We start from the raw sequence: 16,176 nt of genomic DNA, 5'->3' as shown, positions 1-16,176 counted from the left end.
CGCCGGGAACGCGGCGTACCGTGGAGGGCGTGCGGGGAGTTGTCCGATACGGACGAATGGTGGACAGGTGATGCGGAAACAGCACGGCGACGGCAACGCCCAGGTGTTCCGGATCACGGGAGCCCGGACGGGCCTCCAGGAGGACGTGCGCGGCCGGCAGCGCCGGTACGTCATCTCGATGTCGATCCGCACGGCGTCGGTGATCCTCGCGGTGGCGCTGTGGAACGTCGAGCGCTACGTGGCGATCGTGGCACTGGTGCTCGGGGCGGTGCTGCCCTACGTCGCCGTGGTCATCGCGAACGCCGGGCGGGAGGGCGCTCCCAAGCTGCCGTCGACCTTCGTCACCATGCCGACGAAGCCGATGATCACACCGCCACGGACCGACGACGGTTTCGCGCAGTCCGCCCCGGAGGACACCCCGGGCGACCCCGCGGCGGGTGCGGCGCGCGAGCCGCGTGACCATGCTTGACCTGGCCCGTCACGAGGGCCGGACACGGGCCTCCCGGGAGGCTCAGCAAAAGCTCAGATCAATCATGTTGTTCCGGTGCCGGGCGGCAGGTGACCCGTGACATACTGCCTACGCGCTCCGCATCCCCCGTCGGAGCGACAGACCGACGCCGGGCAGCTCCCCCCGTGGCTGCTCGGCGTCGCCTTGTGTGCCGTGGCTGTGAGACGAACCCGTGACTGACGAAACCCCGATCTGCTCCGCCAAGGGCTGCCGTGCGGCCGCCGTGTGGGTGCTGGCCTGGAACAACCCGAAGATCCACACGCCCGAGCGCCGCAAGACGTGGCTGGCGTGCGAGGAGCACCGGGAGCACCTGTCGCAGTTCCTCGGCGTGCGGGGCCTTCTGAAGGACGTGGTCCCCTTCGGCGAGTGGGAAACGCCGGGAGCCGACGCGGAGGGCAGCGCCTAACCGCCGATCGCGGACATCGGACGGTCCGGCTGGACGAACGACGGGTCGTCCAGGCCCGCTCCCGCCTTCTTGCCCCACATCGCCACCCGCCAGATGCGGGCGATCTCCTCGTCGGGGGCTCCGGAGCGCAGGGCGGCGCGCAGGTCGGTCTCCTCGGTGGCGAACAGGCAGGTGCGGATCTGTCCGTCGGCCGTGAGCCGGGTGCGGTCGCAGGCCGCGCAGAACGGGCGGGTGACGGAGGCGATGACGCCGACGCGGTGCGGGCCGCCGTCCACGATCCAGCGCTCGGCCGGAGCCGAGCCGCGCTCACCGGCGCCTTCGGGGGTCAGTTCGAAGCGGGTGCCCAGCGAGTCCAGGATCTCGGCCGCGGTCACCATCCCCTCGCGCTTCCAGCCGTGCTGGGCGTCCAGGGGCATCTGCTCGATGAACCGGAGTTCGTAGCCGTGCTCCACCGCCCAGGCCAGCAGGTCCGGGGCCTCGTCCGCGTTCAGGTCGCGCATCAGGACGGTGTTGACCTTCACCGGGGTCAGGCCGGCCGCGTGGGCGGCTTCGAGACCCGCGATGACGTCGTGGTGCCGGTCCCGGCGGGTGAGGGCCTTGAAGACGTCCGGGCGCAGGGTGTCCAGGGAGACGTTGACCCGGTCCAGGCCGGCGGCCTTCAGGGCGGTCGCGGTGCGGCTCAGTCCGATGCCGTTGGTGGTGAGGGACGTCCGGGGGCGGGGCGCCAGGGCCGCGACCCGCTCGACGACGCCGACCAGGCCGGGGCGCAGCAGGGGTTCGCCGCCGGTGAAGCGGACCTCCGTGATGCCGAGGGAGCCGACGGCGATGTCGATCAGGCGGACGATCTCGTCGTCGGTCAGCAGGGTCGGCTTGGCCAGCCACTGCAGGCCCTCTTCCGGCATGCAGTACGTACAGCGCAGGTTGCACCGGTCGGTCAGCGAGACCCTCAGGTCGGTGGCCACCCGGCCGTAGGTGTCGATGAGCACGTGGGCCCCCTCCCTCGTCGCGTGATCCAGTCGCGTGATCCATGTGGCGTACCACTCGAAGTTCTCGTCATCTGCGAGCCTACGTGACACCACTGACAACGACAGCGCCGGAAGTCACGAGATGCGGCACGGCCGCGTCGTAGGGATCTACGATCCCCGCGACGCGGCCGCCTTGGACGGGTGGGCGCTCAGTGCGCTCCGGTGCCCGTCATGGAGCGCACCTCCAGTTCGGCGTACTTGCCGTCGTCCGGGGTCTCCTTGGACAGGAGAGTGCCCACGACGCCGAGCAGGAAGCCGACCGGGATCGAGATGAGACCCGGGTTCTCCAGCGGGAACCAGTGGAAGTCGACGTCGGGGAACATCGACGTCGGCTTGCCCGACACCACCGGCGAGAACAGCACCAGGCCGACCGCGCTGACCAGGCCGCCGTAGATCGACCACAGGGCGCCGGAGGTGGTGAACCGCTTCCAGAACAGGCTGTAGAGGATCGTGGGCAGGTTGGCGGAGGCGGCGACGGCGAAGGCGAGCGCGACCAGTCCCGCGACGTTCAGGTCGCGGGCGAGGGCGCCCAGGACGATCGAGACCGCGCCGATGCCGACGGTCGCCCAGCGCGCCGCCCTCACCTCCTGCTTCTCGGAGGCGGTGCCCTTCTTGATGACGTTGGCGTAGATGTCGTGGGCGAAGGAGGAGGACGAGGCCAGGGTGAGGCCGGCGACGACGGCGAGGATCGTGGCGAAGGCGACCGCGGAGATGGAGGCCAGCAGGATGGCGCCCCAGTTGGAGTCGACCCCGCCGAGATGCAGGGCGAGCAGCGGTGCCGCGGTGTTGCCCGCCTTGTTGGAGGCGATGATCTCGTCGGGCTTGATGAGCGCGGCGGCGCCGAAGCCGAGCGCGAGGGTCATCAGGTAAAAGGCGCCGATCAGGCCGATCGCCCAGATCACGGACTTACGGGCGGCCTTGGCCGTGGGGACCGTGTAGAAGCGGATCAGGATGTGCGGCAGGCCGGCGGTGCCGAGGACCAGGGCGATGCCGAGCGAGAGGAAGTCCAGCTTGGTGGTGCCGGTGGCGCCGTACTTCAGTCCGGGCTCCAGGAAGGCGGAGCCCTTGCCGCTGGTGGAGGCGGCCTTGCCGAGCAGGTCGGAGATGTTGAAGTTGAACTTCAGCAGAACCAGGAAGGTGAGCAGCAGGGCGCCGGCCATGAGCAGCACGGCCTTGACCATCTGCACCCAGGTGGTGCCCTTCATGCCGCCGATGGTGACGTAGACGATCATCAGCAGGCCGACCAGCGCGACAATGCCGATCTTGCCGCCGTCACTGGTGATGCCGAGCAGCAGGGAGACCAGGACGCCGGCGCCGGCCATCTGGGCCAGCAGGTAGAAGATCGACACGACGATGGTGGAGGCGCCGGCCGCGGTGCGGACCGGCCGCTGGCGCATCCGGTAGGCCAGCACGTCGCCCATGGTGTAGCGGCCGGAGTTGCGCAGGGGCTCGGCGACCAGGAGCAGGGCGACCAGCCAGGCGACGAGGAAGCCGATGGAGTACAGGAAGCCGTCGTAGCCGAACAGCGCGATGGCGCCGGCGATGCCGAGGAAGGACGCGGCGGACATGTAGTCGCCGGAGACGGCGAGGCCGTTCTGGAATCCGGTGAACTGCCGTCCGCCGGCGTAGAAGTCGGCGGCGTCCTTGGTCTGCCGGCCGGCCCAGACGGTGATGACGAGGGTCGCCAGGACGAACACCGCGAACAGGGTGATGATCAGCGGCCGGTGCCGGGTGGCCTCACCGGCCGCGAGGGTGAGCGTGGGTGCGATCGCGGGGCTCATGCGGCGCCCTCCATCCGGGACTTGATGGCCTCGGCCTTGGGGTCGAGCTTGGCGGCGGCGTGCCGCGCGTACCACCAGGCGATGAGGAACGTGGTGAGGAACTGGGCGAGGCCCAGGACGAGTGCGACGTTGATGTTGCCGAACAGCTTGGTGCCCATGAAGCCGCCGGCGTAGTTCGAGAGCAGCACGTACAGCAGGTACCAGGCGATGAAGGCGACGGTCAGCGGGAAGGCGAAGGATCGGTAGGAGCGGCGCAGTTCACCGAACTCCGCGCTGTCCCGCACCGCGACGAACTCCTCGGTGGTCGGGAGTGGGGCCTGGGTTTTCGACGGTGGCGGTGTCTCGGTGGCCACTTCGGTCTCCTCGCGTGTCGGATGTGGTGGGCAGGGGCCCGATCGTGCTCGGGTTCCCCGCCCAAGGTCCACGGAGCCACGCGGCGCCCGGTTCAAGTCCTGTTCGTTGTTTCGCAACCGGCCTGAACAAGTCATTGCCAAGTCATTGCTGGTGAGGGATGTGGCGGGATAGTTTCAGCCTGCACCACCCGTCATGTACCTGCCTGGGCTGCCACCTGCAGTCGGGCAGGCCTGCGCCCGGATGATGTGGAGACCCCATGGCTCATCTGCGTTCCAGACGCCGCCTCGCCCTCGCCGTACCGGTCACGCCCTCGCTGACCGCGTCCCTCGGCTTCCCGCCCCCGGCCGCGTCGGCGGCGCCCCGGGCGGCCACGGCGGAGCAGGCGAAGGACGCGGCGGCCATGGCCCACGTCGTCAACACCAGGAACGAGGGCGCGATGACGGTCAGCGCCACCGGGGCGCGGACCCTCAGGTCGTACGTCGCCGGTGTCGCCGCGCTGCCGAAGTCGACCCGTCCGAACGCCAGGCCCGCCCAGGTGCCGGCCCTCCTCAAGGCCCAGGCGGACAACCCGGGATGCCCGGCCGAGCCCCACGCCCCGGACGGCGACGGCGTCGCCGACTCGTCCTGCAAGGGCGCCAACAACCGCGACGGGTTCCACGGCTCCGGCGTCGTCAACGCGCTCCGCGCGGTCAAGTGACCGGCACGGCCCGTCACTTCCCCCAAACGCCCCCCACGCACTCCGCATGCCTGTCGCATGCCGCACCGCAATGGTTCGAAACACTGGAGTTCACATGAGCGTTCGCCTCAACCGGCGTACCGTCACCATCCCGCTCGGCATGGCCGTCGCCTCCGCTCTCGCGTTCCTGCCGAACGTGGCGTCCGCCACCGAGGCCGGCCAGCAGGTGGCCGCCGCGCAGAGCATCTCCGCCGCCGCCGACGGCGACGCGCTGAGCTACGTCGTCAACGTCCGTCCCGGCCACAGCTCCTCGGCCGTGCAGAAGGCGATCGGCAAGGCCGGCGGCTCCGTCGTCATCGCCTACGACCAGATCGGCGTCATCGTCGTCCACTCGGCGAACGCCGACTTCGCCAAGGAGATACGCAAGGACAAGGGCGTCGAGTCGGCCGGCGCCACCCGGACCGCTCCGCTGTCCCCGCAGTCGACCACCGAGATGTGGTCGCCGCAGGTGCTCTCCGACTCCGAGGTGAAGGCCGCGGCCGCGGCCGCCACCGACGGCCAGGAGCCGCTGGAGTACCTGCAGTGGGACCTGCCGATGATCAAGGCCGACAAGGCGCACGAGATCACGCTGGGCAGCTCCAAGGTCACGGTCGGCGTGATCGACACCGGTGTGGACGACACCCACCCGGACCTCGCCGCCAACTTCAACCGGGCCGCGTCGGTGAACTGCGTGGCGGGCAAGCCGAACACGGCGGACGGCGCCTGGCGGCCGAACGCGGGCGAGAGCCCGCACGGCACCCACGTCGCCGGTGAGATCGCCGCCGCGAAGAACGGCGTCGGCATGGTCGGTGTCGCCCCGGGCGTGAAGGTGTCCGGCATCAAGGTGTCGACGCCGGAGGGCTGGTTCTACACCGAGGCCGTGGTGTGCGGCTTCGTCTGGGCCGCCGAGCACGGCGTGGACATCACCAACAACAGCTACTACACCGACCCGTGGAACTTCAACTGCGCCGACGACCCCGACCAGAAGGCTCTGGTCGAGGCCGTGTCGCGGGCCACCAAGTACGCGGAGAGCAAGGGCACCGTCAACGTCGCGGCCGCCGGCAACGACAACTGGGACCTCGCCGGGAAGACCATCCTCGACCCGGGCAGCCCGAACGACTCCACCCCCGGCGACCGGGTGATCGACCCGAAGAAGTGCCTGGACATCCCGGCGATGCTGCCGGGCACCGTCACGGTCTCCTCCATCGGCGCCAAGGGCATCAAGTCGTCGTTCTCCAACTACGGCCAGGGCATGATCGACGTTGCCGCGCCGGGCGGCGACTCGACCGTCTACCAGACGCCCGACGCCCCCGCCACCAGCGGCCTGATCCTCGGCACGCTGCCGGGCAACCAGTACGGCTACATGGCCGGCACGTCGATGGCCTCGCCGCACGCCGCCGCCGTCGCCGCGCTCATCAAGTCGACGCACCCGAACGCCACGCCGAACCAGGTGAAGGCGCTGCTGGCCCAGGGTGCCGACAAGAAGGAGTGCACGACCCCGTACGACATCAACGGCGACGGCAAGATCGACGCCGTGTGCAAGGGCGGCAAGGGCAAGAACGCCTTCTACGGCGAGGGCGTCGTCAACGCCCTCAACGCTGTGACCAAGTAGACACGGGGGATCCCGGTCAGTACCGCATAGTGCGGTCATGACCGATCTTTCCTTCGCGTGGTCCGCGCTGGGCGGCGATCCCGCCCTCCTGTCGCGGGTCACCACGGTGCAGCGGGAAGGCGCGCTCCGGGCGCGCCTTCCCGTACGGGCACTGGCACGCGCGTGCGTGGGTGCCAGTGCCCTGGCCGCCGCCGAACTCGGTGCCCGGCGGGCGGGACTCGCCGAGGTGCCGGCCGTGCGGGTCGACGACGGGGCCGTGGCCACGGCGTTCCTCAGTGAGCGGCACCTCCTGGTGGACGGGCGGGCGCCGGTCTCCTTCGCACCGCTGTCGCGGTTCTGGCGCACGGCGGACGGCTGGGTGCGCACCCACGCCAACTACCCGCATCACCGGGAGCGGTTGCTCTGCGCGCTGGACGTGCCGGACGACGTCGACCGGGTCGCCTCCGCGCTCGCCGAACGGTCCGCGACCGACGTCGAGGAGGCCGTGTACGCGGCCGGCGGCCTCGCCGTCGCACTGCGCACCCCCGAGGAGTGGGCCGCGCACGAGCAGAGCGTCGCGGTGGCCGCGCGGCCGCTGGTCGAGCGGGAGCGGCTGGACGAGACCCACGCGCGCGTACTGCCGCCCGTCGCGGGTGCCCCCCTGCTGCCCGCCGCCGGGCTGCGCGTCCTGGACCTGACCCGGGTGCTCGCGGGTCCCGTCGCCACCCGCACGCTCGCCCTGCTGGGCGCGGACGTCCTGCGCGTGGACGCGCCGGACCGCCCCGAAGAGGCGGGGCTGCACGCGGACACCGGTTTCGGGAAGCGGTCGGCGGCGCTGGACCTCGCGACCGACCGGGCCGCCTTCGAGGAGTTGCTCGCCGAGGCGGACGTCGTGGTCACCGGGTACCGGCCGGGCGCCCTGGACCGGTTCGGGCTCTCCCCCGACGCGCTGGCCGAACGGCGGCCCGGCCTGGTCGTGGCGCAGCTGTCGGCGTGGGGCGCGTACGGGCCGTGGGGCGGACGCCGGGGCTTCGACAGCCTCGTCCAGGTCGCCACCGGCATCGCCGCGACCGAGGGGTCCCCGGAGCAGCCCGGCGCCCTGCCCGCACAGGCCCTGGACCACGGCACGGGCTATCTGCTGGCGGCGGCGGTGCTGCGCGCCCTCACCGAGCAGACACGGGAGGGCGGCACCCGGCTCCTACGGCTGGCCCTGGCCCGCACGGCGTCCTGGCTGACACGGGCGGACGTCGGGCCGACCACCGGCGCGCACGTGATCGAGGGCTCCGCGTACGACGGCCCCGATCCCTGGCTCGGCAGGACGACCAGCCGGATCGGCCACCTGCGCCACGCCCTCCCGGCCGTCACCTTCACCGACGCCCCGCCCGCCTGGTCCCGACCACCGAGCCCCTGGGGCACGGACACACCCCGCTGGACCTGACCGCGCCGAGAAGAGGGCATGCGGGGTTGCCCGGGGCGGGGCGCGCCAAGCCGTCCGGGGGGCGTGGGCGGAACCGGGTTCCCCCACTTGGCCGCGCGCGCTTGCCCCGTTCGAGGCGGCTGGCGACGATCATTGGGTGACGCTCATACGACCGGCCGCCGGGACGGGGGACGCGCGGGGCACGGGGCGGCGCGGCGCGACGGTCCGGGCCGTCGCCGTCCTCGTCCTGGTGGCGCTCGCCGCACTCATACCGCTGCTCGGTCCGTCCGCCGCCCTGCACGGCACCGGAGAAGCGGCGGCCCCCGGCGTCGGAGCGACAGCCGTGCTGCGGACGGTGCTGTTCGCGGCCCTCTGCCTCCCCGTCGGCGAGCTGTTCGTGAACCGGCTGGCCGACCGCGTACCCGGGAGCCCGGCCGAACGCCCGCGCAGCCGGGCCCTCTACGCGGCCGCCGCCGGTTTCCTCGCCGCCCTGGGCCTCGCCTCCGTGGTGGCCGCCGGCAACCTGGTGCCGCACAGCCCGGACGAGATCGACGTGGGCGGCCTCCACCGGACCCGGGACGGGGTACTGGCCCTGCTGGAGGTCAACGCGTTCCTCGTCGCCGGCCTGTGCGCGCTCACCCGGCGCCCGGCGACGCAGCGGTGGCCGCTCGCCGCGGTGGTCGTGGCCGAGGCGCTGCGCGCGCATCCCGGGACCGAGAGCACCCCGCTGGCCGGCTCCGCGCTGACCGTCGTGCACCTGGTCTGCGCCGCGCTGTGGGTGGGCGGCCTGCTGCACGTGCTGCGCACCCTGCGGCTGTGGCGCGGGGCGGCCACGGGTGCCGCCCTGCTGGGCCGCTACGCGCGCGTGGCGGCCGTCGCGCTCGCCGGCGTGACCGCGACGGGTGTGTGCAGCACGCTGCGCCGGATGCCGGCGGACACCGTGCTGCACCAGCTGACGGCGACGGCCTACGGCCGCACCCTGCTCGCCAAGGTGGTCCTGGTGGCCGGCGTCGCCCTGCTCGCCCTGTGGGCCCGGATCCGGCTGCGGCGGGCACCCGACCCGCTGACCGCGTGCGCCCCCGCACGGGCCGAGGTCGCCGTCCTCGGCGCGGTCGTCGCGGTGTCGGGACTGCTGACGGCGCTGCCGCTGCCGATCCGCTGGTGAGCGGACGCGGCCGCCCCGGTGGGCGAAGGCCGCGTCAGACCCCCACCGCGCCCAGCAGGGTTCCCGCCACGTAGGTCACCGCCATGGCCAGCGCCCCGCCGGCCACGTTCCGCAGGACCGCCCGGCCCGGACCGGCCGCGCCCAGGCGGGCGCTGCTCCAGCCGGTGAGGACGAGGGCGGCCAGGACGGACACCACGGTGACGCCCAGCCGCCAGGCCGCCGGTGGCAGCACGATCGCCAGCAGCGGGAGCAGCGCGCCCACCGTGAACGCCAGGAAGCTCGCCCCCGCCGCGTGCCACGGGTTGGTCAGCTCGTCGGGGTTGATGCCGAGCTCCACGCTCGCGTGCGCCCGCAGCGCGTCCCGCTCGGTGAGCTGCTCCGCCGCCTCCCTGGCCACCTCGCGCGAGAGTCCGCGCGCCTGGAGCAGCTCCGTCAGCTCCCGCAGCTCCGCCTCGGGCTCCTCGCGCAGCTCCCGTCTCTCCACGGCCAGCGCGGCCATCTCCGAGTCCCGCTGGGTCGACACCGACACGTACTCCCCCGCCGCCATCGACATCGACCCGGCGAGCAGACCGGCCAGACCGGCGGTCAGCAGTGCCGAACGGGAGTCCGTCGCACCGGCCACGCCGACGACGAGCCCCGCGGTGGACACGATGCCGTCGTTGGCGCCGAGGACGGCCGCCCGCAGCCAGTTGAGCCGCGAGCCGAGCGCGCCGCCGTGCGGCTCGTCATGCCTTGGTTCCGTCACAGGACGGAGGATCGCACGCTTCGTCCGTCCTGTCCCCGCACGGTTCCTGATGTCCCGTGAGGCCCACCCGCGGCTTTCCGGGAAGCCGTTCACCGGCCTCCCGCGGCGACCGGTGGGCGGGGCTGTCGGTCGTGGCCCGTATCCTCAGTGACCATGCTCGAAGACCGCACGCTCGCAGGGTTGTCCCCCACACCGTGGCCGGCCGCGTATCCGAACGGATACGCGGTCGTTGACGTGGAGACCACCGGCCTGGCCCGGGACGACCGCATCATCTCCGCGGCGGTCTACCGGCTGGACGCGCGCGGCGAGGTCGAGGACCACTGGTACACGCTGGTCAACCCCGAGCGGGACCCGGGGCCGGTGTGGATCCACGGGCTGACGAGCGAGACCCTTCAGGGCGCGCCGCTGTTCGCGGACATCGCGGAGGAGTTCGCCGTGCGGCTGGCGGACCGGGTGCTCGTCGCGCACAACGCGGTGTTCGACTGGCAGATGATCGCGCGGGAGTACGCGCGCGCGAAGCGTGAGGCGCCGGTGCGCCAGCGGCTGTGCACCATCGCGCTGGCCAAGGAGCTGGACCTGCCCCTGCCCAACCACAAGCTGGAGTCGCTGGCGGCCCACTTCGGCGTCGTACAGCAGCGGGCGCACCACGCGCTGGACGACGCGCGCGTGCTCGCCGAGGCGTTCCGTCCGAGCCTGCGGGCCGCGGCGGCGGGCGGGATGCGGCTGCCGCTGCTGGAGTGCCGGCCGCTGACGGAGTGGTCGGACCGGCCGTTGCCCCGGCAGCAGTCCGGCGGCTACGGAGGCTACCGCGCGAGCAGTTGGCGCCCCTCGCGCAAGCGGCCCGCCTGCCCGTACCCCAACCCGGGCCGCTACGAGGAGGGCAAGCGCCTCAGGCAGGGCATGCGGGTGGCCTTCTCCGGCGACACCTCCACCGAGCGCGAGCTGCTGGAGGACCGGGCCGTCGAGGCCGGACTGCACGTGGCCACCAGCCTGTCCCGGCTGACCAGCCTGCTGGTGACCAACGACCCGGACTCGGGTACGTCGAAGGTGGTCAAGGCGCGCCAGTACGGCACTCCGGTGGTGGACGAGGCGGCGTTCGGGCAGTTGCTCAGGGACGTGGAACCGGCGGAGACCCGCTGACGGGCGTACGGGTGATTGCCGGGCGACTCGCCCACGGTCCGCTCGCACGCGCCGGGGCCACGGCTCACCCTGTGGCGCATGGCGAGATGTGAAGTATGCGGCAATGACTACGGAATGACCTTCGAGGTGCACGCCCAGGGATCGGTGCACGTCTTCGACTGCTTCGCCTGCGCGATCCACCGCATGGCACCGATCTGCGAGCACTGTCGTGTCCAGATCATCGGCCAGGGTGTCGAGGTCGAGGGCCACTGGTACTGCGGCGCGCACTGCGCCCGCGCCGAGGGGAGGATCGGAATCGTCGACCGCGTTTGAGGACACCCCTGCCGAAAACACCCCACGCCCGCGGATGTACCGTCGTGGGGTGTACCGCTTCCTGTTGACCCGCCAGTGGGTGATCCTCACCGTCGTCGCGATCGCGCTGATCCCGACGATGATCCGGCTGGGTTTCTGGCAGTTGCACCGCCATGAGCACAAGGTCGCGCTGAACAAGGTGATCGCCGACTCACTGGCCGCGCGGCCCGTCCCGGCCGAGTCGCTGACCTCGCCCGGCGCGACGGTGCCCCAGGACGACCTCTACCGCAGGATCACCGCCCGGGGGCACTTCGACACCGCGGACGAGGAGGTCGTGCGCCGCCGCACCAACGCCGACGGCGATGTCGGCTACCACGTGCTGACCCCCTTCTTCCTCGACGACGGCAAGGTCCTCCTGGTCAACCGGGGCTGGGTCCCCGCGGACGCCTCGCAGACGGCGTTCCCGACCATCCCGGCGCCCCCGCGCGGGGAGATCACCGTCACCGGCCGGCTGATGCCCGACGAGACGACCGCGGCGAGCGGCATCAAGGACGTCAAGGGCCTGCCCGACCGCCAGGTGATGCTGATCAGCAGCACGCAGCAGGCCGAGCGGCTCGGGAAGCAGGTCCTCGGCGGCTACATCCAGATGACCTCGCCCGCGCCCCGGGGCGGCAGCCCCCAGCTGCTGCCCGACCCGGACCACGGCGACATCGGCCCGCACCTGGCGTACGCCATCCAGTGGTGGCTGTTCACCGCGGGCGTCCCCGTCGGCTGGGTGGTGCTGCTGCGCCGCGAGGCGCGTGAGCGCGCGCAGGCGGCGGCGAAGGAAGCGGCGCCGGAGGCGGCACCCGCCGCGGTGTAGCGCCGGTCCGCCGGCCTCGGACTCTGGTGCTTCGACCGGAACCGGGCAGGATGGGGGCCATGGATCTTGGACTGAAGGACCGGGTGTACGTCGTCACCGGCTCCACCCGCGGACTGGGCAACGCCACCGCGCGCGAGCTCGTCGCCGACGGCGCGAAGGTGGTCGTCACCGGGCGGGACGGCAAGCGGGTCGCCGAGGCGGCGGCCGAGCTGGGGCCGAACGCCGTCGGGGTGGCCGTGGACAACGCGGACGTCGAGGCGCCTGCGCGGCTGATCGCGGCGGCGCGGGAGCACTTCGGCGGCTTCCACGGCGTGCTGGTGAGCGGCGGCGGGCCGCCGGCCGGTTTCGTCGCCGACAACACCGACGCGCAGTGGCAGGCCGCGTTCGAGTCGGTGTTCCTCGGCGCGGTGCGGCTCGCCCGCGCGGCGGCGGCCGAGCTGGAGCCCGGCGGGGTCGTCGGGTTCGTGCTGTCCGGGTCCGTGTACGAGCCGATTCCGGGGCTGACCATCTCCAACGCGCTGCGGCCCGGTCTGGCCGGGTTCGCCAAGTCCCTCGCCGACGAGCTGGGCCCGCGGGGCATCCGGGTCGTGGGCGTGCTGCCGGGCCGCATCGACACGGACCGCGTGCGCGAACTGGACGCGCTGTCCGCGGATCCGAAGGCGACACGGGCGGCCGCCGAGTCGCGGGTGCCGCTGCGGCGGTACGGGGCGCCGCAGGAGTTCGGCCGGGCGGCCGCGTTCCTGCTGTCGCCCGCGGCGTCCTACATCAGCGGTGTGATGCTGCCGGTGGACGGCGGGGCCCGGCACGGTTTCTGAGTCCGGCTCGGCCGGGACGCCGGGGCCTCGGGGCGGGTCAGCTCACCCTTTCCACACCGTGCCCGACCGCCTTCAGCCTCACCTCCGCCGGAAGCGCCGCGAGGTTGGCGGAGTCCCGGGCGTGGACGAGGGCCCGGCCGGTGAGGTGGTCCAGGGCCACTCCCGGGTCCACGTGCGGTTCCAGGAGGAGCCGCACGTGGGTCCTGGGGGCGGCGCGGCGGCCGGTCAGGCGGACCTGGGCGCGGGCGACGCCGTCCGGCTGCTCGGCGTCCGCGGCCAGGACGCCCTCCAGGGCCCGGCCCCGCAGCAGGGCCACCCCGCCGTCGCCGGTGTCGACGACCACCTCGGCGAGCCGCCGCCGGCGCACCACCGCGACCAGCCACCACAGGGCCAGCAGCACCAAGGCGGCAAGCGCGGCGATAACGGCGGGCCACCACCGGTCTGCCTCCCGCCACCGCGTCCGCTCGGCGGTGCTCAGCAGGACGTCGTGCGGGCCGCCGTGGATCCACCACGAGGGCGGCCGTACGCCCAGCCCCACGGCGAGCACCGATCCGCCCACCACCAGCAGCACAAGACCGACGAGTCCGGTCAGCACCCGGTTGACGATCCCGAGCACGTCCTCACCCCTTCCGTCCGAGCCGTGCGACGTGCACCGACAGGGCGGGCGGCCGGGCCAGGCCCAGCCCCTCGACCGCTTCGGTGAGCACGGTCTCCAGGTCGGCGCGCACCTCCTCCAGCGCACGGAAGTGGGAGACCGCCCGGACGTCGGCCCTGCGGCGGCGCAGCCGTACGCGTACCGACCGCACACCGGCGATCTCCATGGCCCGGTCGCGCAGCACCAGCGCGGCGGCGTCCCGGTGCAGCCCGGCCCGTACGTCGGGGTGGGTGCGCCGCATGGGCAGCAGGCGGCGCAGCCCCGGAGTGGCCGCCAGCACGATCAGCCACAGTCCGAGGACCGCGGTGACGGCCGCGCCGACGAGCACCCAGGTGTCGTCCAGCGGCCGCTCGGCCAGTTGCCGGGCCAGCTCACGGCGCCAGCGCAGTCCGGGGCGGTGGGCGCGCACGGCCGCGATGTCGTACAGGAAGGCGCCCGCGACGATCAGGAGCAGTAGCGCGACGGTGCCCGCGGGCACCCGGCGCACCGACCAGAAACGGCCGTCGCGGCCGTCCGCGCCGTCCAGGACGGGCGGGGAGCCGTCGGGGTCCGGGGCGGCGGGCCACCCGGGGGCGTCGTCCTTCCCGATGACCGGCAGGCGCTGCGTGGTGTCCTCGATGCCCTGGGGCTCGCTCATCGCGTCCTCCCCTGTGCCGCGCCGTACGCGGGTTCCAGGTGCAGCCGTTCCACCCGGACCGCGACCTCCGGCACCTGCATTCCCGTCAACGCGCCCACCCGCTCGACCACGTGCCGGCGCACCGTGCGGCAGCACGCGCCGACGTCGCTCGGGTAGGCGAGGTCGAGGACGATCCGGACGCGGGCGACGTCGTGGTGCACCACGACCGTGGCCTGCGGTGGCTCGGCGTCCGGCGGCAGGACGCCGAGGGCCTCGCGGGCCGCCCGCTCGGCGATCTTGGCGACGACGCGGTCGGCGATCGTCGTCGCGCCGCGCTCGCCGGGCGGCATGTCGACCGGGGTGGTGCCCGGCCGGCCGTTCCCACCGTTCACCGCGGGTCACCTCCGACGCTGGTCACGGGGGCGGAAGAAGTCGCCGAGCTCCAGGTCCCCCTCCAGGAACCGGCCGACGACGAAGCCGACGGCGCCCAGAGCCGCCACCAGCAGAAAGGCGCCGAATCCGCCGAAGTACCCGGCGAAGCCCAGCGCCATACCGGCGATCATGCCGGCCACGGCCATGCTCATTGCGCGCTCCTCAACTCCTCGGCCGTCGCCGGGTCGTCTTCCGCTCGCCCCTTGTCATCGGTCCTCCGCCGTCATCGGCTCTTCGCCGGCGTGGTGGCCGGTGCGTCACTGGATGCGCGGCTCGAGCTCCTCCTCCGCCTCCTCCGGCAGTTGCACGTCGGTGACGGCGATGTTGACCTCGACGACCTCGAGACCGGTCATCCGCTCCACCGACGCGATCACGTTCTCCCGGACCGCCCGCGCCACCTCGGTGATGGACACGCCGTAGTCGACGACGATCTCCAGATCGAGCGCGGTCTGCACCTCGCCGACCTCGGCCTTCACCCCGCGGGTCACGGACTTGGCGCCGCCCGGGACGCGGTCCCGCACGGCCCCGAAGGTCCGGGAGAAGCCGCTGCCCATGGCGCTCACGCCGATCACGTCGCGCGCGGCCATCCCGGCGATCTTCTCCACGACCCCGTCGGCGATGGTGGTCCGCCCCCGGGTGGCGGGGTCTCCCAGACCGCGCCGGGTCGCCTGGGCCCTGCGGGTCGCGCTGGTCTCCGGCACCTCCCGCTCGCCCTCGGGAGTCCTCGGAGTGCTCGTCCCGTCCTGCTCCGTGGTCATCGCCGTACGTCCTCTCGGTCGTCGTCCCGCACCACGGTAGGCGGACCGGCGCGATCCCGCGCCCGACGCGGCGCGGCCGTCAGTCGCCGGCGCCGGCGAGATCCCGCAGACGCCGGGCCTGCGCCTCGCGTTCGGCGGTGCGCTGCTCCGCGTACGACCGTTCCCGTGCACCGCGCAGCAGCGCCTTGGTCTCGACCACGGCGTCGCGGGGCGCGGCCAGGAGCGCCACGGCCAGGTCCCGTGCCGTCGCGTCGAGCTGGTCCGCGGGCACGGCGACGTTCGCCAGCCCGGTGCTCACCGCCTCGGCGGCACCCACGTACCGGCCGGTGAGGCAGATCTCCAGCGCGCGGGCGTAGCCGACCAGCCCCACCAGCGGATGCGTGCCGGTGAGGTCCGGCACCAGCCCGAGGCTGGTCTCGCGCATGGCGAACTGCACGTCGTCCGCGACGACGCGCAGATCACAGGCCAGTGCCAGCTGGAAACCCGCCCCGATGGCGTGCCCCTGGACCGCGGCGACGGACACGATGTCGTTGCGCCGCCACCAGGTGAACGCCTCCTGGTACTCGGCGATGGTCGCGTCCAGCTCGGCGTCGGAGCCACGCGCGAGGTCGATGAACGACGGCTCACCGTCGAAGCCCTCCGGCGTGAACGCCTGCCGGTCGAGCCCCGCGGAGAAGGACTTGCCCTCACCGCGCAGCAGCACGACGCGGACGGAGCCCGGCAGCAGCCGCCCGGCCTCGGTGAGCGCCCGCCACAGAGCCGGGCTCTGCGCGTTGCGCTTGGCCGGGTTGGTCAGCGTCACCGTGGCGACCGCGTCGTCGACGGTGAGCCGTACGCCGTCCTTGTCGAGTACCGGATCGAGGTCGTGCTCGGGCGAAGCCATGGTGCGCCTCCGACGGG

Annotated in this window: 20 protein-coding genes; 10 read left to right on the top strand and 10 right to left on the bottom strand. The window is 73.0% G+C overall.

What is annotated here, in order from left to right; translation table 11 throughout:
• Positions 1 to 70 precede the first annotated feature (70 nt).
• Positions 71 to 469: a DUF3099 domain-containing protein gene (locus ACIHCX_RS04665; RefSeq protein ID WP_400026492.1), complete on the top strand. Its 399-nt coding sequence runs from the start codon at positions 71 to 73 to the stop codon at positions 467 to 469.
• 211 nt (positions 470 to 680) lie between these two features.
• The gene (locus tag ACIHCX_RS04660; RefSeq protein WP_400026490.1) at positions 681 to 914 is read left to right on the top strand and encodes a hypothetical protein; all 234 of its coding nucleotides are present in this window, start codon (positions 681 to 683) and stop codon (positions 912 to 914) included.
• On the opposite strand, the gene moaA is transcribed toward ACIHCX_RS04660, so the two are convergent.
• From moaA to ACIHCX_RS04645, 3 genes are all read right to left on the bottom strand, one after another.
• Positions 911 to 1,900, bottom strand: coding sequence for a GTP 3',8-cyclase MoaA (gene moaA / locus ACIHCX_RS04655; protein WP_400026488.1), 990 nt, complete (start codon positions 1,898 to 1,900; stop codon positions 911 to 913). The two genes, ACIHCX_RS04660 and moaA, sit on opposite strands and share 4 nt — an antisense overlap.
• A 188-nt stretch (positions 1,901 to 2,088) precedes the next feature.
• On the bottom strand, positions 2,089 to 3,720 hold the full coding sequence (locus ACIHCX_RS04650; protein WP_400026486.1) for a cation acetate symporter: 1,632 nt from the start codon (positions 3,718 to 3,720) through the stop codon (positions 2,089 to 2,091).
• Positions 3,717 to 4,073: a DUF485 domain-containing protein gene (locus tag ACIHCX_RS04645; protein WP_400026484.1), complete on the bottom strand. Its 357-nt coding sequence runs from the start codon at positions 4,071 to 4,073 to the stop codon at positions 3,717 to 3,719. The genes ACIHCX_RS04650 and ACIHCX_RS04645 overlap by 4 nt, the downstream gene beginning before the upstream one ends.
• Before the next feature lie 257 nt (positions 4,074 to 4,330).
• On the opposite strand from ACIHCX_RS04645, the gene ACIHCX_RS04640 reads away from it, so the two are divergent.
• The 4 genes from ACIHCX_RS04640 (at position 4,331) to ACIHCX_RS04625 (ending at position 8,962) form a co-directional block, all read left to right on the top strand.
• On the top strand, positions 4,331 to 4,771 hold the full coding sequence (locus ACIHCX_RS04640) for a hypothetical protein (protein ID WP_400026483.1): 441 nt from the start codon (positions 4,331 to 4,333) through the stop codon (positions 4,769 to 4,771).
• Between the two features lie 94 nt (positions 4,772 to 4,865).
• Positions 4,866 to 6,401, top strand: coding sequence for a S8 family peptidase (locus ACIHCX_RS04635; protein WP_400026481.1), 1,536 nt, complete (start codon positions 4,866 to 4,868; stop codon positions 6,399 to 6,401).
• A gap of 37 nt (positions 6,402 to 6,438) precedes the next feature.
• Complete coding sequence (locus ACIHCX_RS04630; RefSeq protein ID WP_400026480.1) at positions 6,439 to 7,818, top strand: CoA transferase; 1,380 nt, start codon at positions 6,439 to 6,441, stop codon at positions 7,816 to 7,818.
• Between the two features lie 136 nt (positions 7,819 to 7,954).
• Positions 7,955 to 8,962, top strand: coding sequence for a copper resistance D family protein (locus ACIHCX_RS04625; RefSeq protein ID WP_400026479.1), 1,008 nt, complete (start codon positions 7,955 to 7,957; stop codon positions 8,960 to 8,962).
• Positions 8,963 to 8,996: 34 nt separating this feature from the next.
• Here ACIHCX_RS04625 and ACIHCX_RS04620 read toward each other — a convergent pair whose 3' ends face one another.
• Positions 8,997 to 9,707, bottom strand: a complete 711-nt coding sequence (locus ACIHCX_RS04620; RefSeq protein WP_400026477.1) for a VIT family protein — start codon at positions 9,705 to 9,707, stop codon at positions 8,997 to 8,999.
• A 153-nt stretch (positions 9,708 to 9,860) separates the two neighbouring features.
• Between ACIHCX_RS04620 and ACIHCX_RS04615 the strand changes: the two genes are divergently transcribed.
• The 4 genes from ACIHCX_RS04615 (at position 9,861) to ACIHCX_RS04600 (ending at position 12,815) form a co-directional block, all read left to right on the top strand.
• On the top strand, positions 9,861 to 10,847 hold the full coding sequence (locus ACIHCX_RS04615; RefSeq protein ID WP_400026476.1) for a DEDDh family exonuclease: 987 nt from the start codon (positions 9,861 to 9,863) through the stop codon (positions 10,845 to 10,847).
• A 78-nt stretch (positions 10,848 to 10,925) separates the two neighbouring features.
• Positions 10,926 to 11,159 (top strand): hypothetical protein, encoded by a 234-nt coding sequence (locus ACIHCX_RS04610; RefSeq protein ID WP_400026475.1) that lies wholly within the window; start codon positions 10,926 to 10,928, stop codon positions 11,157 to 11,159.
• Positions 11,160 to 11,208: 49 nt separating this feature from the next.
• Positions 11,209 to 12,000: an SURF1 family protein gene (locus ACIHCX_RS04605; RefSeq protein ID WP_400026473.1), complete on the top strand. Its 792-nt coding sequence runs from the start codon at positions 11,209 to 11,211 to the stop codon at positions 11,998 to 12,000.
• A gap of 59 nt (positions 12,001 to 12,059) precedes the next feature.
• A complete protein-coding gene (locus ACIHCX_RS04600) occupies positions 12,060 to 12,815 on the top strand; it encodes an SDR family oxidoreductase (RefSeq protein ID WP_400026472.1) in 756 nt (251 codons plus the stop codon).
• A 37-nt stretch (positions 12,816 to 12,852) separates the two neighbouring features.
• Here the strand turns inward: ACIHCX_RS04600 and amaP are convergent, their stop codons facing one another.
• The 6 genes from amaP to ACIHCX_RS04570 form a co-directional block, all read right to left on the bottom strand.
• On the bottom strand, positions 12,853 to 13,431 hold the full coding sequence (amaP, locus tag ACIHCX_RS04595; RefSeq protein WP_400026470.1) for an alkaline shock response membrane anchor protein AmaP: 579 nt from the start codon (positions 13,429 to 13,431) through the stop codon (positions 12,853 to 12,855).
• A gap of 4 nt (positions 13,432 to 13,435) precedes the next feature.
• Positions 13,436 to 14,107: a DUF6286 domain-containing protein gene (locus tag ACIHCX_RS04590; RefSeq protein WP_400026468.1), complete on the bottom strand. Its 672-nt coding sequence runs from the start codon at positions 14,105 to 14,107 to the stop codon at positions 13,436 to 13,438.
• Complete coding sequence (locus tag ACIHCX_RS04585; RefSeq protein ID WP_400026615.1) at positions 14,104 to 14,436, bottom strand: hypothetical protein; 333 nt, start codon at positions 14,434 to 14,436, stop codon at positions 14,104 to 14,106. The genes ACIHCX_RS04590 and ACIHCX_RS04585 overlap by 4 nt, the downstream gene beginning before the upstream one ends.
• Positions 14,437 to 14,484: 48 nt before the next feature.
• Entirely contained in the window at positions 14,485 to 14,670 is a 186-nt protein-coding gene (locus ACIHCX_RS04580; protein ID WP_400026466.1) for a hypothetical protein, read from the bottom strand.
• 105 nt (positions 14,671 to 14,775) lie between these two features.
• Positions 14,776 to 15,276 (bottom strand): Asp23/Gls24 family envelope stress response protein, encoded by a 501-nt coding sequence (locus ACIHCX_RS04575; protein ID WP_400026465.1) that lies wholly within the window; start codon positions 15,274 to 15,276, stop codon positions 14,776 to 14,778.
• Positions 15,277 to 15,355: 79 nt separating this feature from the next.
• Positions 15,356 to 16,159, bottom strand: a complete 804-nt coding sequence (locus tag ACIHCX_RS04570) for an enoyl-CoA hydratase/isomerase family protein (protein ID WP_400026463.1) — start codon at positions 16,157 to 16,159, stop codon at positions 15,356 to 15,358.
• Between the last annotated feature and the right edge of the window lie 17 nt (positions 16,160 to 16,176).

It is taken from the genome of Streptomyces sp. NPDC052043, assembly GCF_044548235.1.
Taxonomy (GTDB): domain Bacteria; phylum Actinomycetota; class Actinomycetes; order Streptomycetales; family Streptomycetaceae; genus Streptomyces.
This window is presented reverse-complemented; position numbering and strand designations above follow the sequence as displayed.

What these genes read in the sequence shown, in the direction of transcription:
- ACIHCX_RS04665 (WP_400026492.1), top strand. Translation starts at nt 71, where the DNA reads ATGCGGAAACAGCACGGCGACGGCAACGCCCAGGTGTTCCGGATCACG.
- ACIHCX_RS04650 (WP_400026486.1), bottom strand. Translation starts at nt 3,720, where the DNA reads ATGAGCCCCGCGATCGCACCCACGCTCACCCTCGCGGCCGGTGAGGCC.
- ACIHCX_RS04640 (WP_400026483.1), top strand. Translation starts at nt 4,331, where the DNA reads ATGGCTCATCTGCGTTCCAGACGCCGCCTCGCCCTCGCCGTACCGGTC.
- ACIHCX_RS04635 (WP_400026481.1), top strand. Translation starts at nt 4,866, where the DNA reads ATGAGCGTTCGCCTCAACCGGCGTACCGTCACCATCCCGCTCGGCATG.
- ACIHCX_RS04630 (WP_400026480.1), top strand. Translation starts at nt 6,439, where the DNA reads ATGACCGATCTTTCCTTCGCGTGGTCCGCGCTGGGCGGCGATCCCGCC.
- ACIHCX_RS04615 (WP_400026476.1), top strand. Translation starts at nt 9,861, where the DNA reads ATGCTCGAAGACCGCACGCTCGCAGGGTTGTCCCCCACACCGTGGCCG.
- ACIHCX_RS04610 (WP_400026475.1), top strand. Translation starts at nt 10,926, where the DNA reads ATGGCGAGATGTGAAGTATGCGGCAATGACTACGGAATGACCTTCGAG.
- ACIHCX_RS04600 (WP_400026472.1), top strand. Translation starts at nt 12,060, where the DNA reads ATGGATCTTGGACTGAAGGACCGGGTGTACGTCGTCACCGGCTCCACC.
- ACIHCX_RS04590 (WP_400026468.1), bottom strand. Translation starts at nt 14,107, where the DNA reads ATGAGCGAGCCCCAGGGCATCGAGGACACCACGCAGCGCCTGCCGGTC.
- ACIHCX_RS04585 (WP_400026615.1), bottom strand. Translation starts at nt 14,436, where the DNA reads ATGCCGCCCGGCGAGCGCGGCGCGACGACGATCGCCGACCGCGTCGTC.
- ACIHCX_RS04580 (WP_400026466.1), bottom strand. Translation starts at nt 14,670, where the DNA reads ATGAGCATGGCCGTGGCCGGCATGATCGCCGGTATGGCGCTGGGCTTC.
- ACIHCX_RS04575 (WP_400026465.1), bottom strand. Translation starts at nt 15,276, where the DNA reads ATGACCACGGAGCAGGACGGGACGAGCACTCCGAGGACTCCCGAGGGC.
- ACIHCX_RS04570 (WP_400026463.1), bottom strand. Translation starts at nt 16,159, where the DNA reads ATGGCTTCGCCCGAGCACGACCTCGATCCGGTACTCGACAAGGACGGC.